This is a genomic window from Solilutibacter tolerans, assembly GCF_900155935.1.
Lineage (GTDB): Bacteria > Pseudomonadota > Gammaproteobacteria > Xanthomonadales > Xanthomonadaceae > Solilutibacter > Solilutibacter tolerans.
Window position 1 is genome coordinate 193,289 of record NZ_FTLW01000002.1, and the last position, 22,948, is coordinate 216,236.

At 61.4% G+C, this 22,948-nt stretch carries 23 protein-coding genes and 1 pseudogene; 7 read left to right on the forward strand and 17 right to left on the reverse strand.

What is annotated here, in order from left to right; all coding sequences use genetic code 11:
- Positions 1–4: 4 nt before the first annotated feature.
- Together BW989_RS12770 and BW989_RS12775 are read right to left on the reverse strand one after the other, a co-directional pair.
- A complete protein-coding gene (locus BW989_RS12770) occupies positions 5–955 on the reverse strand; it encodes an isoaspartyl peptidase/L-asparaginase family protein (RefSeq protein WP_242651333.1) in 951 nt (316 codons plus the stop codon).
- Between the two features lie 231 nt (positions 956–1,186).
- A pseudogene (locus BW989_RS12775) lies at positions 1,187–1,966 on the reverse strand (cyanophycinase); the annotation flags it as partial.
- 76 nt (positions 1,967–2,042) lie between these two features.
- Here BW989_RS12775 and BW989_RS04055 point away from each other — a divergent pair.
- The 3 genes from BW989_RS04055 to BW989_RS04065 all read left to right on the forward strand — a co-directional run bounded on the left by BW989_RS04055 (position 2,043) and on the right by BW989_RS04065 (position 6,823).
- Positions 2,043–2,606, forward strand: a complete 564-nt coding sequence (locus BW989_RS04055; protein WP_076585637.1) for an RNA polymerase sigma factor — start codon at positions 2,043–2,045, stop codon at positions 2,604–2,606.
- Positions 2,590–3,660, forward strand: a complete 1,071-nt coding sequence (locus BW989_RS04060) for a FecR family protein (protein WP_076585638.1) — start codon at positions 2,590–2,592, stop codon at positions 3,658–3,660. The genes BW989_RS04055 and BW989_RS04060 overlap by 17 nt, the downstream gene beginning before the upstream one ends.
- Before the next feature lie 91 nt (positions 3,661–3,751).
- On the forward strand, positions 3,752–6,823 hold the full coding sequence (locus BW989_RS04065) for a TonB-dependent receptor (protein WP_076585640.1): 3,072 nt from the start codon (positions 3,752–3,754) through the stop codon (positions 6,821–6,823).
- Positions 6,824–6,894: 71 nt separating this feature from the next.
- Here the strand turns inward: BW989_RS04065 and BW989_RS04070 are convergent, their stop codons facing one another.
- The 6 genes from BW989_RS04070 to BW989_RS04095 all read right to left on the reverse strand — a co-directional run bounded on the left by BW989_RS04070 (position 6,895) and on the right by BW989_RS04095 (position 9,537).
- Complete coding sequence (locus BW989_RS04070; protein ID WP_076585642.1) at positions 6,895–7,353, reverse strand: DUF2214 family protein; 459 nt, start codon at positions 7,351–7,353, stop codon at positions 6,895–6,897.
- A gap of 32 nt (positions 7,354–7,385) precedes the next feature.
- Positions 7,386–7,739, reverse strand: coding sequence for a DUF1428 domain-containing protein (locus tag BW989_RS04075; protein ID WP_076585644.1), 354 nt, complete (start codon positions 7,737–7,739; stop codon positions 7,386–7,388).
- Positions 7,740–7,754: 15 nt separating this feature from the next.
- Entirely contained in the window at positions 7,755–8,165 is a 411-nt protein-coding gene (locus BW989_RS04080; RefSeq protein WP_076585646.1) for a VOC family protein, read from the reverse strand.
- Between the two features lie 23 nt (positions 8,166–8,188).
- The gene (locus tag BW989_RS04085; protein ID WP_076585648.1) at positions 8,189–8,605 is read right to left on the reverse strand and encodes a VOC family protein; all 417 of its coding nucleotides are present in this window, start codon (positions 8,603–8,605) and stop codon (positions 8,189–8,191) included.
- Positions 8,606–8,615: 10 nt separating this feature from the next.
- On the reverse strand, positions 8,616–9,038 hold the full coding sequence (locus tag BW989_RS04090) for an SRPBCC family protein (protein WP_076585650.1): 423 nt from the start codon (positions 9,036–9,038) through the stop codon (positions 8,616–8,618).
- A gap of 112 nt (positions 9,039–9,150) precedes the next feature.
- Positions 9,151–9,537 (reverse strand): VOC family protein, encoded by a 387-nt coding sequence (locus BW989_RS04095; protein WP_076585651.1) that lies wholly within the window; start codon positions 9,535–9,537, stop codon positions 9,151–9,153.
- Between the two features lie 83 nt (positions 9,538–9,620).
- On the opposite strand from BW989_RS04095, the gene BW989_RS04100 reads away from it, so the two are divergent.
- On the forward strand, positions 9,621–10,253 hold the full coding sequence (locus BW989_RS04100; RefSeq protein ID WP_076585653.1) for a TetR/AcrR family transcriptional regulator: 633 nt from the start codon (positions 9,621–9,623) through the stop codon (positions 10,251–10,253).
- A 6-nt stretch (positions 10,254–10,259) separates the two neighbouring features.
- Here BW989_RS04100 and BW989_RS04105 read toward each other — a convergent pair whose 3' ends face one another.
- Both BW989_RS04105 and arfB read right to left on the reverse strand, forming a co-directional pair.
- Positions 10,260–10,883, reverse strand: a complete 624-nt coding sequence (locus BW989_RS04105; RefSeq protein WP_076585655.1) for a lysophospholipid acyltransferase family protein — start codon at positions 10,881–10,883, stop codon at positions 10,260–10,262.
- A gap of 40 nt (positions 10,884–10,923) precedes the next feature.
- Positions 10,924–11,343, reverse strand: a complete 420-nt coding sequence (gene arfB / locus BW989_RS04110; protein WP_076585657.1) for an alternative ribosome rescue aminoacyl-tRNA hydrolase ArfB — start codon at positions 11,341–11,343, stop codon at positions 10,924–10,926.
- Between the two features lie 76 nt (positions 11,344–11,419).
- On the opposite strand from arfB, the gene BW989_RS04115 reads away from it, so the two are divergent.
- Positions 11,420–11,929 carry a DUF2059 domain-containing protein gene (locus BW989_RS04115; protein WP_076585659.1) on the forward strand — a complete coding sequence of 170 codons (510 nt, stop codon included), beginning with the start codon at positions 11,420–11,422 and terminating at the stop codon, positions 11,927–11,929.
- 3 nt (positions 11,930–11,932) lie between these two features.
- On the opposite strand, the gene BW989_RS04120 is transcribed toward BW989_RS04115, so the two are convergent.
- Positions 11,933–12,673, reverse strand: coding sequence for a pseudouridine synthase (locus BW989_RS04120; RefSeq protein ID WP_076585661.1), 741 nt, complete (start codon positions 12,671–12,673; stop codon positions 11,933–11,935).
- A 27-nt stretch (positions 12,674–12,700) separates the two neighbouring features.
- Between BW989_RS04120 and BW989_RS04125 the strand changes: the two genes are divergently transcribed.
- Positions 12,701–15,487 (forward strand): M16 family metallopeptidase, encoded by a 2,787-nt coding sequence (locus BW989_RS04125; protein ID WP_076585663.1) that lies wholly within the window; start codon positions 12,701–12,703, stop codon positions 15,485–15,487.
- 78 nt (positions 15,488–15,565) lie between these two features.
- Here the strand turns inward: BW989_RS04125 and BW989_RS04130 are convergent, their stop codons facing one another.
- From BW989_RS04130 to oleC, 5 genes are all read right to left on the reverse strand, one after another.
- On the reverse strand, positions 15,566–16,489 hold the full coding sequence (locus BW989_RS04130; RefSeq protein ID WP_076585665.1) for a GGDEF domain-containing protein: 924 nt from the start codon (positions 16,487–16,489) through the stop codon (positions 15,566–15,568).
- Positions 16,490–16,594: 105 nt separating this feature from the next.
- Entirely contained in the window at positions 16,595–18,253 is a 1,659-nt protein-coding gene (gene ubiB / locus BW989_RS04135; RefSeq protein ID WP_076585667.1) for a ubiquinone biosynthesis regulatory protein kinase UbiB, read from the reverse strand.
- The gene (locus tag BW989_RS04140) at positions 18,250–18,879 is read right to left on the reverse strand and encodes a ubiquinone biosynthesis accessory factor UbiJ (protein ID WP_076585669.1); all 630 of its coding nucleotides are present in this window, start codon (positions 18,877–18,879) and stop codon (positions 18,250–18,252) included. Before BW989_RS04140 ends, ubiB begins: the two co-directional genes overlap by 4 nt.
- 9 nt (positions 18,880–18,888) lie before the next feature.
- Entirely contained in the window at positions 18,889–19,887 is a 999-nt protein-coding gene (oleD, locus tag BW989_RS04145) for a 2-alkyl-3-oxoalkanoate reductase (RefSeq protein ID WP_076585671.1), read from the reverse strand.
- Entirely contained in the window at positions 19,884–21,605 is a 1,722-nt protein-coding gene (gene oleC / locus BW989_RS04150; RefSeq protein ID WP_076585673.1) for an olefin beta-lactone synthetase, read from the reverse strand. Before oleC ends, oleD begins: the two co-directional genes overlap by 4 nt.
- A 54-nt stretch (positions 21,606–21,659) precedes the next feature.
- Here oleC and BW989_RS04155 point away from each other — a divergent pair, with 54 nt between their 5' ends.
- On the forward strand, positions 21,660–22,025 hold the full coding sequence (locus BW989_RS04155; RefSeq protein ID WP_076585675.1) for a YkgJ family cysteine cluster protein: 366 nt from the start codon (positions 21,660–21,662) through the stop codon (positions 22,023–22,025).
- A 1-nt stretch (position 22,026) separates the two neighbouring features.
- Here BW989_RS04155 and BW989_RS04160 read toward each other — a convergent pair whose 3' ends face one another.
- Entirely contained in the window at positions 22,027–22,932 is a 906-nt protein-coding gene (locus tag BW989_RS04160; protein WP_076585677.1) for an alpha/beta fold hydrolase, read from the reverse strand.
- Positions 22,933–22,948: the final 16 nt, after the last annotated feature.

The window sequence follows — 22,948 nt, forward strand, 5'->3', positions numbered from 1 at the left end:
TCATTCAGCGCGGCGGCATCGCCAATGTATCCGTCTTGTAGATCGCCACATGCGGCACACCGTCCGCACCGATCCAGCCGCGATACATGCCACCCGTGTTAAACGGGAAGGCCACGCTGCCATCCGCGCCCAATGCGATCGCGCCACCATCGCCGCCGGCCTTGGGGATGTCGCGATTGATCACACGATCGGCTGAACGTGCCAGCGGGTCACCAGACAAGCGTACCCGCGCGCAGATTTCATGCGCCGCGGCGGCGCGTATATAGAACTCGCCCCAGCCCGTGCCGGACACCGCGCAGCGATCATCCGCCCAGGTACCTGCGCCGATGATCGGTGAATCGCCGACGCGGCCGTAACGCTTGTTGGTCATGCCGCCGGTCGAAGTGCCCGCAGCCAAGTGGCCCTTGCCATCCAGCGCGAGCGCGCCGACCGTGCCGAAATACGCCTTGCCGGGCAGCACTTGCGAGGTGTTCGAGGCTTGCGTTGCACGCTCTTCTGCGAGCGCCTTTTGCAGAGCGCGCCAGCGCTTCTCTGTGTAGAAATATTTGGGGTCGACCAGCGCCACGTCCTGCGTTTTGGCGAAGGCTTCTGCGCCATCGCCCACCATCATCACGTGCCTGGACTTGTCCATGATCGCGCGCGCCAAAGTGATCGGGTTCTTGACCCGATGCAGGCCCGCCGCCGCGCCTGCCTTGCCGCTGGCACCATCCATCAACGAGGTATCCAGTTCGTTGCGGCCATCGTGGGTGAACACCGCGCCACGTCCTGCGTTGAACTGCGGCGCATCTTCCAGCACCACGATCGCCGCCTGCACCGCATCCACCGACGATGCACCCGCTTTCAGCTTGGCGTGACCGGCGCGCAACGCAGCTTCCAGCGCAGCGCGCGCGGCGACTTCTTCCGCCTCGGTCAAATCGCCTGGCTCCACGCCCGCGCCACCATGAATCACCAGCATCGGGGTATCGAGCGCCACCAGCACGCCATCACGCACGGCATAGCGGCGTTCGGCCAAGGGCTTGTCGACGCGGCCAGAAGGCAGATGCAGCACGGAGCCGACGCCCGCCGTCACGGTGTCGATGCGCGCAAGATTCATCGCCTCATCTTCAACCTGTTTCTCGGCAAAACCGCCGCGCACGATAATCGCCCCGGCACCCGGCGCGGTGGCATACACCCGCGCGATGCCATCGCCTTCCACCGCTACGGCGGCGTCTTCGTCCACGCCGAGGCCAATCAGCGGATGTCCGGCCATCACCTCGCCCTTCGCCACGAAGGCGATCAGCCGGCCCAGGCGGCTGCGCTCGCTGAAGTGTGTATCGGTGATAACGCCTTTGAGCAGCGCGATCTTGAGGAAATCGGTTTCGATGGTGTTGCCGTCGCCGAGCGGATCGGCCAATGCGCGCGGGCTGGTCTGGCTGCCGCCATCCATCGCGCCATAAAGGTATTCGCCCTGCATCGCGAGACCCGCACTGGTGCCGCCAAGTGGCTTGCCTGCACGCACATGCGCATCGAGCGCAGCGCCGACTGGAGTACCGCGCCAGTAACGCACGTAGCGCGACTGGTCACCCCCGGCGATGAAGATGCCATCGGCGCGCTTGAGCGCAGCCAAAATGGTCTTGTCGCTCGCGGCATCGCGGTCCTTGAACACGAAAGTTTCGACCGACTGGATACCACCGACCTCGTTGAAGAATTCCTCGCCGATCTCACCCGCTTGCGAGGCGCGCAGCACCACGATGTGGCCATTGCCGGCCTTCTGCATGAACCAGCGCATCGCCTCGAAATTGCGGTCGCCGCCGCCCATCAGCAACAGTCCAGGCTCGACCTTGCCCGGCGTTTTCGCGCGGGTATCACCCAGCACGTAGTGACCCACATCCGCCGCCCACGCAGCCGTCATCGGCAGCACCCACAGGCACGTTGCCAGCAGCCAGGCCTTTCCTGTGCTTTGTTTGATCATCATCGTCCTCCGCATGCGTGCAGTCCTGTTCCTAGACGAATGGAGATGCGCTTTCCCTCATCATCCCGCGCTAATCAGCTATGGTGCGACTATGGATGAGGATCTGGACCGCTGGTTCATCGAACACATCCTCGTCCACGAGGAAGCGCTGCAACGTTACCTCACGCGTTGCTGGCCTCATCGCGACGAGGTACGTGACCTGCGTCAGGAACTGTACGCACGCATCTATCAGGCGGCGGCTAAGTCACGCCCCACCTCGCCCAAATCGTTTTTGTTCTCCAGTGCGCGACACTTGATGGCCGATCGCGCCCGCCACGCACGCGTCGTGTCGATCGTGCCAATGGGTGATTTCGAGCCTTCGCACGTCTTGGTGGATGACGTCTCACCGGAGCGATGGTGCGGCGGCCGGGAAACACTGGCGCTATTGTCCGCCGCCTTCGACCGCTTGCCCGACCGTTGTCGCGAAGTGGTCTGGTTGCGGCGCGTCGAAGAACTGTCTCAGAAGGAAGTGGCCATGCGCATGGGCATCAGCGAAAAGACCGTGGAGAAGCACATCGCCAAAGGCATGCGCCTGCTGACCGACGCGCTGCATGCCGGCGAAGCCGCAGCGAGCGAGGCAGCGGCTGTGGACGACGAGCGTGAACAAGCCCACTGAACATCGCCGCGACAGTCTGACCATCGAGCGCGAGGCAGCGGATTGGCTGACGCGGCGTGACGGTGAGGACTGGCGCGATGCCGACCAGCACACGCTTAACGCCTGGCTGGGCATGGACCCTGCGCATCGGGTGGCTTATTTGCGACTGGAGGCCGGTTGGCGCGCAGCCGGACGCCTGCAGGCACTGGGCGCTGGATGGCAAGGCGATGGCCCGCCCCCGCGTGGATATTGGCAAGCCCCGTTGGCCGACCGCAGCGAACAACTGCTTCAGGCCATGGCAGAGCGTGCATCGCAACCGCGCATGCCTCGTCGTCGATCGCCATGGGCACCATTCGCGCTTGCCGCAGCGATGGCCATTGGCGTCGGCATCGCAGCATGGGGCTGGCTGGCTTATAACCATGTCGATGTCGCCACGTATCGCAGCGCGCTGGGCAAAGTCGATAGCTTTCCGTTGGCCGATGGCTCCCAGGCCACCTTGGCCAGCGACAGTCTGGTCGAAGTGCGCATCTCGCGCCGCGCCCGTCAGATCGAGCTGCTGCAGGGCGAGGCGATCTTCGTCGTGGCCAAGGATCCGCGCCGCCCCTTCGTGGTCAATGCCGGCAGCCACCAGGCCGTCGCTGTGGGTACGCGCTTCTCGGTCCGGCGCGATGCGCAAGACTTGCGCGTGGTCGTCACCGAGGGGATTGTGCGGCTGGAACCTTTGCCCGGCGCAGCGGCGCCGCAACCGGCTAGCTTGCTACCGGCCGACAGCATTGCTCTGGTCCGCGACGGCGGCGTATTGGTGCGCAGCATGGCCCCTGGCGATGCCGAGCGCCTCCTGGATTGGCGTGAGGGCATGCTGGCCTTCCGTGACACCCCGCTGGCGGATGCCGCAGCCGAATTCAATCGCTACAACGCGCGCAAGATCGTGATCGATGACCCGGCCGTGGCTGCGCTGCGCATCGGCGGCAGCTTCCGCTGGGACAACGCGCAAGGTTTCGTCGAGCTACTGGAATCGGGCTTCCCCGTGCGCGCCGATTACAGCAACGAGCGGATCGTCCTGCATTCTCGCTGAGAACGGTCCCATCGCGTGGGGGGATTTGCAAACTCGTTCGTCATGGTGATTTGACGGCGCTGCTCCGAGCGCCTTCTGGGGAAAGAACCACATGAAATCATCTCGCCCGTTGCGCACCCTGTTGTTGTCTCTGGCCTGCTCGGCCGCATTGGCTGCACAAGCACAATCAGCGCCCATCCGTCTGGATGTCCCAGCTGGGGATCTAGCCTCGGCGCTGGATGCCTATGCCAGGCAATCAGGCACCCAGCTGGTCTATCGAAGCGATCAGCTCAAGGGCGCGCGCAGCCCGGGCGTACGCGGCCAGATGCCCGCGCAACTTGCCCTCGATCAATTGCTCAAGGGCAGCGGCTTCCAACCCAGGCATGGTGGCAACGGTGCCGTGTTGATCGTTGCGCAAGCCAGCAAGTCCGCAGTCCCCGCACGCCGGCAAGCGCCGGCATCCGGGCCGGCGCAAACAGAATCCACGCCAGCGCAGCCCCAGCAAGCCGAGGAGCCACCGCCGACCACCGATCTGGGCACGGTGCAGGTCACCGGGTCGCGCATCCCCCGCACACAGGTGGAGGGCCCCGCGCCGATCACCGTGATGACCTCCGAGGAAATCCAGGCCAGTGGTTTCACCAGCGTGCCCGAAGTGCTGCAGTCGCTGTCGCAGAACAGTGGTGAAACCCAGAGCCAGCAGTCGGCTGGCGGCGCCGACTTCTCCCCCGGCGCACAACAGGTGGATCTGCGGGCGCTGGGCCCCAACCACACGCTGGTCCTGGTCAATGGCCGCCGCATCGCCGACTTCCCGCTGCCATTCGGTGGCCGCAGCAACTTCACCGATGTCTCAAGCATCCCGCTTGGCATGATCGACCGCATCGAAGTGCTGACCGGCAGCGCTTCAGCGATCTACGGCTCCGACGCGATCTCCGGCGTAGTCAACTTCATCCTGAAGAGTCAGGCCGATGGCACCGAGGTCAGCTATCGCTACGGACAGACCGAGCGCGGGGATGCACAGTCGCATGTGCTCAACGTGTCGAGCGGCTTCAACCGTGGCGCGTTCAGCGCAGTTGCCGGTTTTGAATACAGCCACCAAGACCCCTTGTGGGGCTTTGACCGCAAGCAGCAGGATTCCAGCTTCGATGCACCCAACCCCACCCGCTACGGTTATCCGCCGCGCAACTTTTTGATCACCGATTGGTGGGATGACTACATCGACCCGGGCGAGGCAACCTGCGATGGACTGTCGAGTCTCAACGGCGGCAACATGGGATACGCCTATCGCCGCAACTACGGCTACTACTGCGGCAGCGATCAATCTGTGGCCTATCGGACCATGATCAGCAAGCGTAAAGGCATCAACGCCTTTGCATCGATGACCTATCGCTTCGACAACGGCAACGAATGGTTCGCCGACCTGCAAGCCGGCCGTCACGAGCTGTCTTTGTTCCGCGCGCCACGCACATGGGCGCTGATGATGCCGGATGGCAACGAAGAGGGATATTTCTACAACCAGGCCACCGATCAGGTGGAGTACTGGCAACGCGTCTTCAGCAAGGAGGAGATGGGGGGCCTTCGCAACGGCATGGTCAACACCGTGCAGAAGACGTTCGGCGCGACCACTGGCTTGAAAGGCGTGTTTGGCGAAGACTGGGATTACGAAGTCGCACTGAGCCATTCGCAATACAAGGCCGACATTAGCTGGCCTCAGATCGTTGCGTCCAAGGCCAACGATTTGTTCCTCGGCCCACTGCTGGGCTACGACGACGATGGCTTCCCGATCTACAACGCGCCACACGACCGGATGTACACGCCGCTTACCCGTGCCGAGTACGACAGCATCTTCGCCTACACCACCTATCACCCGCAGTCGTCCAGCCAGACGCTCTCCTTCACCCTGACCCAAGCCGACCTGTTCCAACTGCCGGGTGGTCCAGCAGGCTTCGCCGCCACTGCCGAGTTGGGACATCAGGATTACGACCTGAAGCCGGACCCGCTTGCGACCCAGTACTACTACTACAGCTGGAAGGATTCCAACGGCAAGGGCAGTCGCAACCGTTGGGCGCTGGCCAGCGAGTTGCGCATGCCTGTGCACGAACGACTCAACCTGAGCCTCGCAGGGCGCTATGACCAGTACCGCTTCGCCGGCCGTACGCCCGGGCGCTTCACCTGGAGTGCGGGCATGGAGTGGCGCCCGCTCGACAGCCTGTTGGTGCGCGCGTCCTACGGCACAGCATTCCGCGCGCCCGACCTGCACTACGTTTTCTCCGGCCCAGGCAATGATGAAACCTCGGTACCCGACTACTACCGTTGTGCAATCGAAGAACCGAATGAAACCTTGGACGATTGCAGCTACAGCAGCGAAGGCATCATCCGCAGCCGCGCCGGCAACCGTGAGCTTAACCCGGAGACAAGCACCTCGTGGACAGCAGGTTTCGTCTGGTCTCCGCGGCACAACATAGATGTCTCATTGGATTATTTCGATATCGACATGCGTGATCAGGTTCAGGACCTGCGCGCCAGCGAAGTCATGCGCAACGAGTACGAATGCCGCACCGGCGTGCAGCCGATCAATTCACCTCTCTGCGTGGACACGCTGGCCCGCATCACGCGCTCGGCTGATGGCGGCATCTATGGGGTGCACGTCAATCCAATCAATGTGGCGCGCGAGAACACCAGTGGCATCGACTTCAGCACCAACCTGCGTTTCGATACCCGCATCGGCCGCATCGGTCTGAGCGGTGGTTACACCTGGGTGCGCGATCACGAGATCCAGGTCTATCCGGACGAGCCGATTGTCGACATGTTCGCGGTCAACAGCGGGTATGACATCCCGCGCACGAAGGCCAATGCACGTCTATGGTGGGAGCGCGAAGCGTGGTCTGCATCGGTGCAGGCCAATCGTCTTGGCCGGCTGCCCAACGGCTGGTCGTACGACGAGGTTTGGGAAGCGGGTGATCCGGGCCCATGGCTGGAGGCCACCTATCGCTACAACGCCAACCTGCAATACAAATTCACCGATCGCGCGCGCCTGTCGCTGTCAGTGGTCAATCTGACCGACGAAAAGCCGCCGGTCGACCCAACCTATACCAGCTATCCCTACTACGACATCTCCTGGTTCGACACCCAGGGTCGCAGCTACTACCTGGAATTCACCTACAAATTCGGCGGCAAGCCGTTGTAACTGATCCCCCGCGTGTGTGGCACTGAAAGCCCCAGCGCACCGGGGCTTTTTTTACATTTTTCGTCGCCGCCTCAGTCCAGCAGGCCCACGCCTTTTGCCGTCAGCGATGCGGCCAATAGCACCAACGCCAGTAACATCAGCTCGATCGACACCCTGCGACGCAACATCCCCATCTCGCTTGCTGCCATTACATAGTTCACATCGACGCGTGCAGCGCGGCGCGCACGGAAAAGCGCAAGCGTCGGCGCAATCGATAGCAGACCTATGACGGCAAATAGCACCAGCTTGGCCCAGAACGGTACCGAGTGCAGGTAGTAGGCGGCGGGTTTGTCGAAGAAGAACACGCGGCACAAGCCGAAAGCCAACACCGTGATCGCCGACAGGCCATAGATCAGATCCGCACGGAGCAAGCGTTCGATGACTGCGCCATCCACGCGACCCCGCAGCATCGTCCACTCCGCTACCAAGGCTGCGACGAGCGCGAAAGCGGCGATGAAATGGCCGACGGAGACGAGTGCGTGCAGGATCATGCGCTACCCCGAAAGCCAGTGGACATCATCAATCAGCCCTGCACCAGAGTCTCGAAGCCACCCCAGAACATACGCTGACCATCGAAGGGCATGTCTTCGGGTTTCATTTCTTTCATCCACGGGTCTTCCATCACCGCGGCGTTGACGCGATCACGCTCCTCACGCGAGGGGTAGGTGATCCATGCGAACACGACCACCTCGTCATCCTTCAGCATGACGGCCTGCGGGAACGAGGTCAGCTTGCCGGGTTTCACGTCGTCGGCAATGGCTTCTACGTAATCGAGCGCGCCATGCTGCTTCCACAGGTCTCGGGATTTTTCGGCGATCGCCTTGTATTCATCGACGCGTGCCTTGGGGACGGCCATCACGAAGCCATCTACATACATGCTGCCTCCTCGCGCTCAGGGCGCTTTCATTTCACAGTTCACCATCCACGATGTGCCGAAGCGATCCGTGCACATGCCGAAACGCTCGGCCCAGAAGGTCGGCTCCAGCGGCATCGTTACCACGCCACCCTCCGACAAACCTGCAAACAGACGTTCGGCCTCTTCTACCGATGCGGCATTGACCGACAACGAGAACCCCTGCATCGGCTTGAAATCCGCAGGCGGGTAGTCGGCTGCCATCAACAGCGAGCCATCGGGAAACTGCAGCGTGGCGTGCATGATCGCGTCACCTTGGCCCTCGGGCATCTGGTCGGCCATCGGCGACTCGGCCCAGGTGTGCTGGAACAGCAGCTTCGCGCCCAACACTTGCTGGTAATGACTGAGCGCTTCGCGGCAGTTGCCGTTGAAATTGAGATAGGGGTTCATTGAATGTCCTTTGTCTGTGTGCGTCAGTGATCTTCGGGAATGCCGGCCGGGTCCATCCAGAACGGGCCCCAGCCGTGGCCATCCGGATCGCTGAAGGCACGTTGGTACATGAAACCCATGTCTTCCGGCGGGTGCGGCTCGCCGCCGCCATTCCCCAGCGCGGCCTCGACGATCGCATCGACTTCCTTCTTGTCATCGAACTGGATCGCGACGAGGCTTTGCACGTACTTGGTCGGGTCAGCCAGCTCGAGCTTGGTGAACGTCTGGAAGAACTCGCGCTTGAGCAACATCGCGAACTGCTTGTCGCCCAGCACCACTGCAACGGCGTTGTCGTCGCTGAAATTCTCGTTGATCTCGAAACCGAGTGCTGTATAGAACGCCCGTGTGCGAGCGATATCCGCAATCGGTAAGTTGATGAAAAGCCCTTGCGTGCGTGTCATGTCGGCCCCCTCAGGCTTTCGCTTCGACGTGGCGCTTGAAGTTGTCGAGAATGGCTTGCCAGCCCTCCTGCTGCTGCTCACGTGTGTGCGTGCCCTCGGCGTCGAAGCGCTCGCGCACGGTCACGCTGCCGTCGCCGTTGTCGATGAAATCGACATGCACATGACGGCCATCATCGATGGCGTAGTGCAGACGTTTGCCCGGATCGATGGCGACGTAAGTGCCGCCGAAATCGAAGCCATGCACACCATCCTTGGATTCCATCCGCGAGCTGAAACGACCACCTTCGCGCAGGTCGACTTCTGATGCGGTGGTATGCCAGTCATCGGATGCGGCATTCCATTGCTTGATGTCGTCGGGGGTATTCCAAGCTGTCCAGACAGATTCTGCCGGGGCGTTGACGGTGGTTTCAACGGTGATGGGGGAGTTGCTCATGCGGATCCTCACGTTTCATGTTGATGTGGACGATGTCACTGGCGTCGCGCCATGACATCGTTCATCTAACCAGTCGCATGCGATAAGACGATGCGACATCAACGAAAATATTTCACTCCATTGAATGCAGGCCAAACATATTGCCTTCGGTGTCGTGCGCCAGTGCGCAAAAACCGTATGGGCCGATTGAGAATTTCTCCTTGAAGATCTGTCCGCCTGCGGCGACGACACGACCTGCTTCCACCGCGCAGTCCTCGCAACCGAAATAGACAAGCGTGCCCATGCCGCCAGATGGCACCCCTTCGGCTTTCACCAATGCGCCGCCGGCACCGCCGTTTTCCATTGCCATCGGAAACGCCAGCATCTGAAATCCCGAAGCATCGCCTTCGGGGGCTTCAAGCCCTTCCAGCTTCTTGTCCAACACCTTTTCGTAGAACGCTTGCGCGCGCGGCATGTCCTGCACGTAGATCTCGAACCAGACGACGGGATTGAAGTTCATGGGGCTCTCCTTGCGTATAGGGCTTAACAAAATGTTTATATCGTCAACATCCAGCCTAGCTTCGCAATGTTACAGTTGTCAACATGAGAGCCGCACCTCGCAAGAAAGCGCGCATTCCCAAGCCGCAGGGCTACCACCACGGCGACTTGCACCGTGCGCTGCTGATGGCGGCGCGCGACATGGTGGAAGAAGGTGGTGCGCAAGCGGTGACGCTGCGAGGTGCAGCGCAAAAGGCCGGCGTCAGCGCAGCGGCGCCGTATCGTCATTTCGAAGACCGCGATGCCTTGCTGGCTGCCGTCATCACCGAGGGGCTTGACGAACTCACCACAGCAACGGAAACCGCGCGCGTTGCCGCGAGCGATCCAGTCTCGGCTTATCTCGCGGTCGGCGAGGCGTATCTGGGTTTCGCGGCCATGCATCCGTCGCTGTATCGCCTGATGTTTGGCATCGAATGCCACAAACCGGATTACCCGGCGCTACTCGAAGCAGGTCAGCGCGCCTTTGGTGTGGTGTTGCGGGCCGCGCAGGATTGCAGCGCAGCCGGCTTGACCGGCACACGTCCACCCGAGCAAGTCGCGCTGGCTGGTTGGTCGATGGTGCATGGCCTGGCCAGCCTGCATGTGGATGGCGTGCTGGGCCTGTTATTGCCTATGCCTTTGCCAGACGCCGCCGCCGCATTGTTTTCGATCCTAACCGAAGGCGTCAGGCCACGCTGACTACACTCACGCGGTGCCGCGATTCTTGCCCTGCCACGGCGCGTACCACTCGCGGATCTTGGCCATATCGGCGGCCATGTCATCGGATATTTCGATGGTCGGGCCGATACCGATGATCTTGTCCGGGTAGTGGAAGTACGCCAGGATCACCGGCACGTCCGCGCCTTTCGCCAACTTCCAGAAACCGGTCTTCCACTGATCGACTTTCTTGCGCGTACCTTCGGGTGCCAGACCAATCCAGATCGCGTCGGCGTTTTTCATTGTCTCGATGCTTTGCGCGACAAAACCACCCGGCGCACTTCGATCAATCGGGATGACGCCGAGCACACGCATCAACCAACCCATCGGCCCCCAGAACAACTCCTTCTTGCCCAGGATGCGCAAGTCCAACCCCAGCGCGAGCAAGGCGGAGAAGCCCCACACACCATCCCAATTGGAAGAATGCGGCGCGCCGATCAGAATTGCTTTACGTACATCCGGAAACTCACCCACCATCTTCCAGCCACCCATCTTCAGGATGCTGCGGCCTAGCCACTGCGCAAAGCGACTGCGATGCACGCGCGGTGCATTCGGCGGTAGCGGCAGAATGTCGCCATCGCGGGCCGGTGTGGGTGGATGTTGTATCGGCATATCCCCTGTCCTTCGTTCAATCCCATCTTCTATTTCGTGGTCAATCCCACTCACGCGCACCACGGCCGCGCTTGATTTCACTGCGGCCACGTTTCGCCTGCAAGCGACGCTCTTTGGATCCACGCGTTGGCTTGGTAGCCACGCGTGGCTTGGGAGCATGCAATCCATGCTCGATGAACGCGATCAGGCGATCGCGCGCATCCTGCCGGTTGCGATCCTGGGTGCGAAACCGCTGCGCCTGGATGACGATCACCCCGTCCATCGTCATACGCCGGTCGCGTCGCGCCAACAGCCGCGTGCGCACGGCATCCGGCAACGAGGGTGACGATGCGACATCAAACCTAAGTTCCACCGCGGTCGCGACCTTGTTGACGTTCTGCCCGCCCGCGCCGGATGCACGCACGAAGCGCTCGGTAAGCTCGTCCTCGTCGATGTCGATCCCTGGTGCGATGTGCAACATGTCGGCACTTTATCAGGCCATGGGCCCCCGTATGGCGCGCGCAAGTAAGCTAGTACCCCCTGACATGGAGTCCATCATGAAAAAGATTCTCGCCCTGATTCTTCTTGGTCTCGCAGTGCTTGGCAGCAATGCACAGGCCGCGCCGCCCAGCACCGCGCAGATCGAACGACTGCTGCAGGTAATGGACGCGGAGAAAGTCATCGACCAGATGATTCCGGCGATGATGCAGCAGTCCAATGCGCTGGTGGACCAACGACTGGCAAGCAGCGGCGCCAGCAAAGCCGACAAGAACCGTGCCCAGCGCATGGTGGCGGCGCAAGAAGCCAGCCTGCGCGACATGCTGTCATGGAACAACCTGAAACCGATCTATCTGCGTGTATACACCGACACGATGACGGCTGATGAGGTCCTAGCGATGACGCGGTTCTATGAAAGCCCGGAAGGCCGTAGCGTGATGCAGAAGATGCCGCAATTGCTCCAGCGCACGATGCAGGAAATGCAGCCACTGGCCCAGTCCGCAATGGAGAAGATGATGGCGGACATGGAAGCCGAAATGGCCAAGGGTGGGAAGAAAGCCCAGGAGTAACCGCTACCCCGCCTGCTGCGCTGGCTCGAACAGGGCCAGCGCATGCGCGAATTCGCCATCCGGCGCAGCCTCGACGCGCATACGTTCGCCGGTATGTGGATGTACGAAGGTCAGCGCTTCGGCATGCAGCAACATCCGATGAATCCCCGCCACCCGAAACGCGCGATTGTGGCGGCCGTCGCCATGACTGGTATCGCCAATCAGATGGTGGAAAGCATGTTTGAGGTGCCGGCGGATCTGGCGGAAGCGCCCGGTACGCGGCGAGGCGCGCAGCAAGGCATAGCGGGACGTGGCGAAATCCTGTGAGGGCCATGGCAACTCGCAGTGGCGCAACACCTCGAAGTCGGTGACGGCATCTTTCTTCTGCGGCTTGCCCGGCCCACCATCCAGCGGATGGTCGATGGTGAAGCGGGTTTCCCCCGGCCAGCCGCGGCAAATGGCCAGGTAGTCCTTCGACACCTCACCCGCCATCCAGGCCTTTCCCAAGGCCGATGCCGTCTCGCGATCAAATGCCAACAGCAGGCAGCCGCTGGTGGCACGGTCCAGCCGATGCACCAAGAACACCGGGCGGCCGAACTGCTCGCGAAGGCGGTCGGCGGCGAAATCGGTTTCGCCGCGTGCCAGAGCGCTGTCATGCACCATCAAACCTGCCGGTTTGTGGATCGCCGCCAGGCGTTCATCAACCCACAACACGGGCAAACAGGGCTTTTGGCACACGTCAGGGGAAAGTTCGATCTCTACCATGCCCCATTTTCGACCAGAGAGACTCGGATGTCCCGTCTTCGTCCCCTTGCGTTGGCCTGTGCCATCGTCGTTGCTTCCTTCCCCCTGCATCCTGTCTACGCACAATCCTCGATCGCGCCGCCCAAGGGCATCGCCTCGAAAGCCTGCGTGGAAGGCATTTGTGAGTACATGCTGGACAACGGCATGCGCGTGCTGCTGTTCCCGGATGCGTCCAAGCCGACCGTGACGGTGAACGTCACCTATGGCGTGGGCTCGATGCACGAAAACTACGGCGAAACCGGCATGGCCCACTTGCTGGAGCACCTGGTGTTCAAGGGCACGCCGAAGCACGGCGACATTCCCGGTGAGATGAAAAAGCGCGGCGTCAGCTTCAACGGCACCACCAACCTCGACCGCACCAATTACTACGGCAGCTTTCCCGCCAACGACGACACGCTCGATTGGATGCTGGGGATGGAGGCCGACCGCATGGTCAATTCGCACATCGCCAAGAAGGATCTGGACAGCGAGATGACCGTGGTACGCAACGAGATGGAGCGTAACGAGAACCAGCCGGGCATCGTGTTCAACGAACGCATGATGTCGACCGCCTACCAGTGGCATAACTATGGCAAGAGCACCATCGGCAACCGCGCGGATGTCGAAAACGTGCCGATCGGCAATCTGCAGGCGTTCTACCGCCAGTGGTACCAGCCCGATAACGCGACGCTGATCATCGCGGGACGTTTCGACCCCGCCGAGGTACTTGGCAAGGTGCAAGCCACCTTCGGCAAGATCAAGCGCCCGTCCCGCACCCTGCCCACGTTCTGGACCACCGAGCCAACGCAGGATGGCGAACGCGAAATCACCGTGCGTCGCAGCGGCGACCTTCGCCTGATCGGTCTTACCTATCACGCACCGTCCGCCACCCATGCCGATACGCCTGCACTGATGGTGCTAGCCGACATCCTGAGTCACTCGCCGGGTGGCCGCCTGCACAAATCCTTGGTTGAGCCGAAACTTGCTGCCGCTGCTTTCGCAGGCATTGGTGCCCAGCGTGATCCGGGCAGCTTCACCTTGATCGCGGTGCCGCCCAAGGATGGCGATACAGCCAAGGTCGAATCCGAACTGCTGTCACAAGCGGAAAAGATCGCCGCCACGCCGGTCACCGCGCAGGAACTTGCCGATGCAAAACAGCGCATCGCCAATGCCTACGAACTCTCGTTCAACGACGTCAACCGCATTGGTCTGGCGATGAGCGAGTACGTTGCCGCCGGCGATTGGCGTCTTTACTTCGTGCTGCGCGATGCGATGGACAAAGTCAGCCTCGAAGACGTGAATCGCGTCGCCAAGAAATACTTGATCCCCTCCAATCGCACCTTGGCGCGCTTCGTGCCGACCGATAACGCCGTGCGCGCCACTATCGAAGCTGGTCCTGCTGTTGCAACGCTGGTCGATGGCTATAAGGGCCGTGAAGCAGTCGCCGCCGGTGAAGCGTTCGATCCCAGCATCGAAAACATCGCTGCACGCACTGAAATCTTCACCATCGGTAATGGCCTGCAGGTTTCACTGTTACCGAAAAGGACACGCGGCGAAACCGTGGTGGTGGATGCCGACTTCCGCTTTGGTGATGTCGAATCCATCAAGCGCCACCCCGATCCAGCCGGCAACATGGCCGGTGCGTTGTTGATGCGCGGCAGCAAGACGATGAGCCGCGAGCAGATTGACAAGCGCTTCGAAGAATTGAAAACGCAAGCCAGTGTCAGTGGCAGCATCCAGAGCGCCAACATCGACCTGCAAACACGTCGCGGTGAACTGGTCGATGCATTGACCCTCGCCGCCGACATTCTGCGCAACCCGGCGTATCCGGAGAACGAGTTCGAGCAGGCCCGCCTGCAATCGGTCACCGGCATCGAGGCCGCGCGCAAGGAGCCGGGCACTGTTGCCGGCATCGCCATGGCCCAGCATTTCGATCCATGGCCGGTCGGACATCCGCTGCACACTGACACGTTGGACGAATCGCTGGCCAAGCTGCGTGCGCTCAAACTCGATGACGTGCGCAAATTCCACGATGCGTTCTACGGCACCAGCAACGGACAGATCTCGATCGTGGGCGACTTTGAGCCTGCCGTGATCAAGCCGCTACTGCAGAAGCTGTTCGCCGACTGGAAGCCGGGCGTGACTTTCCAGCCGATCAACACGCGCTACAACGATGTCGATGCACAGCGTCATAGTTTCGAGACGCCAGACAAGTCCAATGCCGTCTATCTCGCGCGCTTTAACCTGCCGCTGAGCGACGACAACCCGGATTACGCCGCGCTGACTGTCGCCAACCACGTATTCGGTGGTGGTGGCTTGAAGTCGCGTTTGTTTGATCGCGTACGCCAGAAAGATGGCCTCAGCTATGGCATCGGCAGCGGCCTGTCGGCGGATTCCAGCCGCAGCGGTAAAGACGATGCGGGCTCATTCTCGATCCAGGGCATCGCTGCGCCTCAAAACATGCCGAAGCTTGAAGCTGCCGTGCGCGAAGAGCTAGAGCGCTTCGTGCGTGATGGCATCACTGCGGAAGAGTTGAGCGATGCGGTCAACGGCATCCTGACCCAGCGCCAGCAAGGCCGCGCCAGCGACGGCAATATCGCCGGCATGCTGAACTCCGACCAGTACCTGGGCCGCAAGATGCTGCGCCGCGCCGAGTTCGACGCCAAACTGAAGTCGCTGACACTGGCCGACGTCAATGCGGCGATCAAGCGTCACTTCAAGCCTGCCGAGCTCAGCGTGTATGTCGCCGGCGACTTCGCCAATGCCGCGAAGACACCTGCACCTGCCGCCAAGTAATCGACTAACGGTCCTCGAGGGCGAGCTCGGCTTCGATCGACTCGCCCAATTTTTTGCTTGCGTTAGGCCGACTCGGGCTCAAGCGACGATCGCGTCCCGACCGCCACTCTTGGCTGCGTAAAGTTTTCGATCAACCGCCTCGACAAAATCGCGCATGTCGATGCAATCATCATCACATCGTGTGCCCACGCCAAAACTCATGCTGGGCAATCGATTATCGCTATGCACGATGCTGCCCTCGGCAATCGCCAAGCGGCATCGCTCGGCCACCGCCAATGCTTCGCTGCGCGTGGTCTCCGGCAACAAAATGGCAAATTCTTCACCTCCATAGCGTGCCACCAGATCGCGAGGCCGCATGGCAGCCGCCTTCAAACAGGCCGCCACTGCTTTCAGGCAATCATCGCCCTGCAAATGTCCATGCCTATCGTTGTAAGCCTTGAAGAGGTCGATGTCGCCCATGATCAGTGACAGCGGTGCGCCCGTTGCGCGGCTCTTCTCCCACTCTGCGGCCAACAACTCATCGAAGCGCCGGCGGTTGGCGACGCCGGTCAGCCCATCCTGATAGCTCAAAGCCATCAATGTCTTCTGCAATTCGTCGATGCGATCTTCATTCACTTTGCGTTCGCTGATATCGAACATGAAACCCACCAACGAGTTGACCTCACCCGCCTCGTCACGAATCACATGGACGACGTCACGAATCCATACATGTCGGCCATCCGCAGTCAGCGCGCGATAGTCGGCCTCGTGGTCGATGCCGCTGGCTGACTGCGCCATGCAATATTCGACGACATGCTGACGCTCGTCCGGGTGGATACGATCGGCCCAGTCCACGGCTGTTTTCCAGCTATCGGCTGACCACCCCAACAAGGCTTCGATCTGCGGGCCTATGTAAGAAAACGTCGCGGACTTCCAGTCAATCTGCCAAGGAATCGCCTTGGTGGATTCCAGCAGCGTCCGATAAATTTCGCTTTTGCCCGCCTGTTGCGCTTGCTCGACCATGCGACGCCCCTTCGCTGCACTGCCACTTCTGACAGCATCATCGCACCATAGGACGGGCTGCAATTCTGCGCCTGCTATTCAGCAGGTAGAAGCTTGATCAGCGACTCATTTCCGACGCCGTGGCCATGCCGCGATCAAAGCCCACAAGCCGCCCAAACCCGCGACCCACGTCGCGACCGGGATCCCCAACATGCGCGGACCACCTGCTTCCAGCCCGTATAACACGCTCGCTACGATCAACAGACCCACGCCCAGCACGGCCGAGATCATTCGCTTCTGCATGACGTGCAAGTCTTTCGACAAAACGCGCAGATCGTGCGATTCCATCTGTAGCAGGTGACGGCCTTCCACTTGCTGTTTCAGCCACGCGTGCGCAAGCCCAGGCATGTCGGGTGCATGCGTTACCAACTCGGGTAGGCGCTTGGCGAATTCGCGCGCCAGTCGTGTCGGGCTGTAACGGTCGGCCAGAATCTTTTCCAGCACCGGTTTCGCCACCGCCCAAATATCGATGTTGGGATCGAGCTGGCGACCGACGCCTTCAATATTGAGCAAGGTTTTTTGCAGCAGGATGAGCTGCGGCTGCAAAGTCAGCTGATAACGCTGCGCCATGCGGAACAGTTTCGCCAAGACCTCAGCAAGGGAGATCTGCGACAACGGACGAGTGAAGTAAGGCTCGCAAATCGCGCGAGCGGCGGCTTCCAATTCGTCGATGCGCACCGTCGCCGGCATCCAGCCCGCCTCGACATGCAGCTCGGCGATGCGGCGATAGTCGCGATTGAAAATTGCCATGAAATTTTCGGCGAGGTAGTACTGATCCTCGCGCGATAGCTGGCCCATGATGCCGAAATCCAGTGCGATGAAGCGCGGGTTCTGCTGGCGCTCCAGATCCACCCAGATGTTGCCGGCATGCGCATCGGCGTGGAAAAAATTGTCACGGAAGACTTGCTCGTAAAAAACGCGCACCCCTTTCGCGGCGAGCGCCTTACGGTCTATCCCGGCGCGATCCAACGCCACGATGTCATCGCTGGGAATGCCATGCACGCGCTCCATCGTCATCGCGCGCTCACCGGTATGCGACCAGATCACCTCGGGCACGTAGAGGTCGGCACTACCCAGCCAATTGCGTCGCAGCACGCTGGCATTGCCCGCCTCACGCTGCAGATCAAGTTCCGCGGCCAAGGTAGATTCGACTTCGGCCACCACTTCACGCGGACGAATCTTGTCGGCATTGGGATGTGCGCGCTCGACGATGCCGGCGATGTCGTACAACAAGGCGATGTCACTGGAAATCTGCTTGGCAATGCCGGGGCGCAGCACCTTGACCACCACCTCGCGGCCATCGTCCAGCACGGCTGCGTGAACTTGCGCGATGGAAGCAGAGGCGAGCGGCGTGGTGTCGAATTTTGCAAACAACACATCAGTGGGATTACCCAATGATTGTTCCACGATGCGTCGCGCTTCTTCGCCATCGAAAGGCTGCACGCGGTCTTGCAACAAGGTCAACTCGTCCGCGATATCGGCCGGCACCAGGTCGCGACGTGTCGACAGAATCTGCCCGAACTTGACGAAGATCGGCCCCAGCTCTTGTAACGCCCACCGCAAGCGTTGGCCGCGCGGCATCGCTTGCACATTGGTGGATGCATTCGGCACAAAGGGGCGCGCCAACCTCAGCCAACGCTCGGCCGGCGTGTCGTCCAGCAGCGAATCCAAGCGATAGCGCAGCAACACACGACCGATGCGCCAAGCGCGACGCACCGACTTCATGCCACGCCCTTCAAACGCGACACGCGCGCAGCAAGGCGCTCGACATCGTCACGGATCGCATCGACATCATCATGGAAGGCGTCGAGCTCATCGCGACCCAACACATCGCGCGACTCCTCTGTCAGGTAATCCGCAGCGCTGCCGGCAAACTCTTTGCCTGCATGACGCGCATTACGCAACGCAAAACCAATGCCATTCGCGATCTGCGTGCCCAACACATCTCCAAACACGGCCGTGAACGGTCGCCCCCAATCCGGATCGAAGCGTTCGGCCAGACGTTGCAGGCGACGCGCTAGCTCCGCGTCCCCCTCGATACGCAACTGGCCAACAGGTGGCGCATCATTACGTCGCAGCATCGGCAGCTGGCGGAGCAATCCGCCCAGCGTGCTGCGCACGGAGAGATCCGCTCGGTCCGCGTCACCTGCGGGACCGACACGCAGCGCATCGCCCTCCACCGTCACGCGCAAAGCCAGCGGCGGCGAATCCAGCGTCAGGGCAACACTGCGGCCATCAAGTGCACGCAGATCAGCGCGCGTGTCCTCGTCCAACGACAACGCGCGGTTGAGCGCTGCTTCCAGCGCTCGGCCAGCAGGCACTTTCCAATTGAAGGGCGAAGATTCGGTCATCTGCGCATTCTATCCGTGTGTGTGCCAAGCATCGGCAACGCGCTTCAGGCCTTCCTGAATCGACACGCGAGGAACGTAGCCAAAGTCCCGCTTGGCCGGTGCCATCGAGTACCAATGCGTAGTGGCGAGCTGTTCGGCAAGGAAGCGCGTCATCGGCGGCTCACCCTTCAGGCGAAGCAAGGGCCAGACGGCTTCAGCCGCCGCGCCCAGCACGTAAGCAACGCGCAAAGGGATATGCCGATGCACTTCGGGTGCGCCAGCAGCACACAACAAACCATTGACCAGGTCTTCCATCGGCCACGGCTCGCCATTGCTGATGAAATAGGCGCGCCCGGCACACGCGCTGCCAATGGCGAGATGATCGAACGCATCGAAATGCGCCTGCGCGGCATTGTCGATATAGGTGCTGTCGACCAGGTTGCGGCCATCGCCCACCAAGGCTAATCGGCCAGCCTTTGCACGCTCGACTATGCGCGGCAAAAGTTGATTGTCACCAGGACCCCAGATCAGACGCGGCCGCAATGCGACCGTCGCAAGCGTGTCGTCATTCGCGGCGAGCACAATCTTTTCGGCGATTTGCTTGGTCGCCGCATATGGTGCTTTGAGGTTTTCCCCATATGGCACGCTTTCCGCCGTGCCGCCTTCGACTGGATGCGTCGCACGATGGGTCACGCTGGGTGTCGAGGTATAGACGAGCTTGTTGATGCCATGCTCGCGGCATGCCGCCAACACATTGCCTGTACCCACCACGTTGGCGCGGTGATAACTGTCATAACTTCCCCACGCGCCCGCCTTGGCCGCATTGTGGAAGATCGCCTCGCAACTTTGCGCCGCTGCAATCACTGCGCTTCTGTCCGCAAGATCACCTTGAATTTGCTCAACGCCCATGGCATCGAGCGCTGGATACAGGCCGCGGTTGAAGCTACTGACATGATGGCCGCGAACGATCAGACCTTCGCACAGTTTCTGACCGAGAAATCCGCCGCCACCTGTCACCAATATCTTCATGTCGATGCACCTTCGCTCGGCTGTTTCACCGCCCAGGCGGCCAATTTTTCCCGACCAATCTTCGCGTTGTGGCGGATATCGACTGGGAATTTTTTGGGGTAGCGAATGAAACGCTCCACCTTGGCCGTATGCACCAAACCATCGGCCATCCGGCGAAGCTCTTCACTGATTCGTGGCCAGTCGCTGTCAGTCACACCCTCGCGCAGCTCCACGCACAACACAGGCGACATACCGGCTTCACTTGTCGCCTGACGCAGCTGACCGCTGTCACCGCGACTGAGTTGCAAACCGCCATCGCTGGCCGCACGGGGCACGCCCACCAGTGCGGTTCGTGCGACCTCGGGATGGGTGTTGAACACCGGTTCCACTTGTTCCGTGCATAGCGTGGTCGCCACGTCGACCACCACCCGTTGTGACTTGCGTCCGCAGAACCACAGGCGGCCCTCGCGATCGAGATAACCGAGGTCGCCCATGCGGTGCACGATGCGCTCATCGCCATCCATCGCCACTTCGCGAATCTTCGCCAGCCGCGTCTGCGCATCGCGATTGAAATACGCGTCGGTCGCGCTGGGACCAGCCACGGTGATCTCACCGACTATGCCCGCAGACACTTCGCGCGTATCCGTCCATGTATCGATGGCGTCATCGGTAATCGCGATGATGCGCACGTCATTGCCTTCAACAGGCCGCCCCACGCAAGTGCCCGCACCCGCCTCGGTGCGCCCGCGCAAGGTCAGCAGTTCACGGCCTTCGATCACCGCGACGGGCAGACACTCGGTCGCGCCGTAAGGCGTCCATAGCTGCGCACCCTCGGGTAGCAATTGCAGCATCTTCGCCACCACTTCCGGCGGCACCGGCGCGCCGGCACTTGTGACGCGCATCACGCCCGGCAACGGCTCGCCATGGTCGGCCAATACACGCATCAACGCCGGCGAGCCGAACAATTGGGTGATGCCGAATCGTTTGATCGCCGCATGCAATTTGCGCGGATCGGCCTCGGCGGGTCGCGTCGGGTCCATGTCGGGGATGATCGATGTCAGCCCCAATGCCGGATCGAACAGCGCGAACGGCGGGAAGGTCGGCAGATCCACGCCGCCCGGTTCAATGCCGAAGGCGCGACGCAGCATGTCGATTTGCGCGATGAAATGGCGATGCCGGTACACCACGCCCTTCGGGACGCCGGTGCTGCCGCTGGTGAACAGAATGGCCGCGATGTCATCAGGGGATGTCGCATCCGCATTACGCGGCATCGCCATGCCCTCACGTTCGATCTCGGCCAAGGTTGCGTCGGCAAACCATGCGCGTCGCCCGGTGGTGATGCGCAGACGCGCCGACCTCGCCCATCCCAAAAGCGTCTTGGCTAACATCGCCAATGGAATGCCAATGAATGCATCTGGTCTTGCCTCATCCAAGCACTGTTTAAGCGCGCGCTTGTCGATACCCGGATCAACCAGCACCGGCACCGCGCCCAACTTGAACAACGCAAACATGACCAGGAAGAATTCCGGCGTGGGCCGCACCATCACCACGACGCGCTGACCACGCGTGATGCCGCGCAAGGCAAGCCCTGCGGCAATCGCATCACTGCGCGCATCCAGCTCGCCGTAAGTCAGGGCGATGTCGTAGCGGCCACTGCCCGGGCAACGCATGGCGATGCGCTCCGGGGCCTCACGGGCGCGTTGGCGAAGGCTGTCGGCGATATTGGAAACAGACTGCATGCCGCCATTGTCGCAGCCCCTTGCGCGGACCGCGCGAATCGTCACAATCCGCACATGTCCGGCCCCGACGATCCCGCCCACCCTTGCCTACGCTGCGGCGCCTGTTGCGCTCACTTTCGCGTCAGCCTGCATTGGTCGGAGGCGGCGCCTGAACTAGGCGGACAAGTGCCGCCGGAGCTCACCGAGCCACTCCGCCAGCATGAGCGCGTCATGCGTGGCACTTCGCAAGCGCGGCCACGTTGCATCGCGCTGGATGCAGACATCGGCACTTACTCATACTGCACCATCCACGCATTGCGCCCGTCGGTCTGTGCCTCGCTGACGGCCTCTTGGGAATTCGGGGAGCGAAGCGACCAATGCGACCGCGCGCGCATCGCGCACGGCTTGTCTGCTCTGACGATGGCGGATTGGGTGCGCTGACTCAGGTCAGCGGGTACGCATCCAGGAAGGTGCGAATCCTCGGCACCAAGACTTCGTGCTTGTCTTCCAGCACGTAGTGACCGGCATCGTCGAATGCCTGCACCTCGGCCTGTGGCAGCGCACGCGTGAAGCCGGCGAGGAAGTGCTTGTCGAAGACGAAGTCGCGCAGGCCCCAGCCGATGAACACCGGGCGGTCCGCATAGCCGGGCAACTGTTTCTCGGCCGCGGCGAGCAATGACCAGGCGCGGTCACGCTCGTCCAACGGAATGTCCTGCATGAAACGCAGCGTAGAGATCGCATTCGTCCAGCCGTCGTAAACGCCGCTATAAGCTTGCTTAACGTCAGCGGGCAACTTTCGTTTCGTGCCAAACGCCGCCGCGCCGCGCGCAAACAGATTGAAACGACGAATCAACCAGCCCCCAAGACGCGAATGACGCCCCATCGCGATCTGCCATGGCATCGGCTTTTCTTTCGGCAGGGGAAACGAGGCGGTATTGGTTACCACCAAACGCTTGACCCGTGTCGGATCCAGCAGCGCCCAACCGAAGCCGATCATCCCGCCCCAATCGTGCACTGCGAGCGTGACCGGCCCATCGATGCCCAAGTGTTCCAGCAACGCATCGATGTCATCGATGCGCGACTGCAAGGTGTAGTCGTAACGCGGCGATGCATCATCCGCATCATCCGGTTTGTCCGACAGGCCCATGCCGACATGGTCGGGAACGATGCAGCGATATTTGTCCGACAACCCGGACACCAGATGCCGCCAGTAATAACTCCACGACGGATTGCCGTGCAGCATGACAACGACTTCGCCATCGCGCGGACCTTCGTCGAGGAAGGACATGGCGATGCCGGGCCGAACGTCGAAACGCTTTGGCGTGAACGGATAACCGGGCAAGTTCATGCAGTAAAGCCGTCAG

Excerpts from the sequence above, each read along its gene's own strand:
- arfB (WP_076585657.1), bottom strand. The coding sequence starts at position 11,343 with ATGTTGCACATCGCACCAGGGATCGACATCGACGAGGACGAGCTTACC.
- BW989_RS04080 (WP_076585646.1), bottom strand. The coding sequence starts at position 8,165 with ATGAACCCCTATCTCAATTTCAACGGCAACTGCCGCGAAGCGCTCAGT.
- BW989_RS04105 (WP_076585655.1), bottom strand. The coding sequence starts at position 10,883 with ATGCCGATACAACATCCACCCACACCGGCCCGCGATGGCGACATTCTG.
- BW989_RS04095 (WP_076585651.1), bottom strand. The coding sequence starts at position 9,537 with ATGAACTTCAATCCCGTCGTCTGGTTCGAGATCTACGTGCAGGACATG.
- BW989_RS04120 (WP_076585661.1), bottom strand. The coding sequence starts at position 12,673 with ATGGTAGAGATCGAACTTTCCCCTGACGTGTGCCAAAAGCCCTGTTTG.
- BW989_RS04085 (WP_076585648.1), bottom strand. The coding sequence starts at position 8,605 with ATGACACGCACGCAAGGGCTTTTCATCAACTTACCGATTGCGGATATC.
- BW989_RS04130 (WP_076585665.1), bottom strand. The coding sequence starts at position 16,489 with ATGGTCGAGCAAGCGCAACAGGCGGGCAAAAGCGAAATTTATCGGACG.
- BW989_RS04090 (WP_076585650.1), bottom strand. The coding sequence starts at position 9,038 with ATGAGCAACTCCCCCATCACCGTTGAAACCACCGTCAACGCCCCGGCA.
- ubiB (WP_076585667.1), bottom strand. The coding sequence starts at position 18,253 with ATGAAGTCGGTGCGTCGCGCTTGGCGCATCGGTCGTGTGTTGCTGCGC.
- BW989_RS04125 (WP_076585663.1), top strand. The coding sequence starts at position 12,701 with ATGTCCCGTCTTCGTCCCCTTGCGTTGGCCTGTGCCATCGTCGTTGCT.
- oleD (WP_076585671.1), bottom strand. The coding sequence starts at position 19,887 with ATGAAGATATTGGTGACAGGTGGCGGCGGATTTCTCGGTCAGAAACTG.
- BW989_RS04075 (WP_076585644.1), bottom strand. The coding sequence starts at position 7,739 with ATGTATGTAGATGGCTTCGTGATGGCCGTCCCCAAGGCACGCGTCGAT.
- BW989_RS12770 (WP_242651333.1), bottom strand. The coding sequence starts at position 955 with ATGCTGGTGATTCATGGTGGCGCGGGCGTGGAGCCAGGCGATTTGACC.
- BW989_RS04155 (WP_076585675.1), top strand. The coding sequence starts at position 21,660 with ATGTCCGGCCCCGACGATCCCGCCCACCCTTGCCTACGCTGCGGCGCC.
- BW989_RS04055 (WP_076585637.1), top strand. The coding sequence starts at position 2,043 with ATGGATGAGGATCTGGACCGCTGGTTCATCGAACACATCCTCGTCCAC.
- BW989_RS04140 (WP_076585669.1), bottom strand. The coding sequence starts at position 18,879 with ATGACCGAATCTTCGCCCTTCAATTGGAAAGTGCCTGCTGGCCGAGCG.
- oleC (WP_076585673.1), bottom strand. The coding sequence starts at position 21,605 with ATGCAGTCTGTTTCCAATATCGCCGACAGCCTTCGCCAACGCGCCCGT.
- BW989_RS04115 (WP_076585659.1), top strand. The coding sequence starts at position 11,420 with ATGAAAAAGATTCTCGCCCTGATTCTTCTTGGTCTCGCAGTGCTTGGC.
- BW989_RS04100 (WP_076585653.1), top strand. The coding sequence starts at position 9,621 with ATGAGAGCCGCACCTCGCAAGAAAGCGCGCATTCCCAAGCCGCAGGGC.
- BW989_RS04070 (WP_076585642.1), bottom strand. The coding sequence starts at position 7,353 with ATGATCCTGCACGCACTCGTCTCCGTCGGCCATTTCATCGCCGCTTTC.
- BW989_RS04065 (WP_076585640.1), top strand. The coding sequence starts at position 3,752 with ATGAAATCATCTCGCCCGTTGCGCACCCTGTTGTTGTCTCTGGCCTGC.
- BW989_RS04160 (WP_076585677.1), bottom strand. The coding sequence starts at position 22,932 with ATGAACTTGCCCGGTTATCCGTTCACGCCAAAGCGTTTCGACGTTCGG.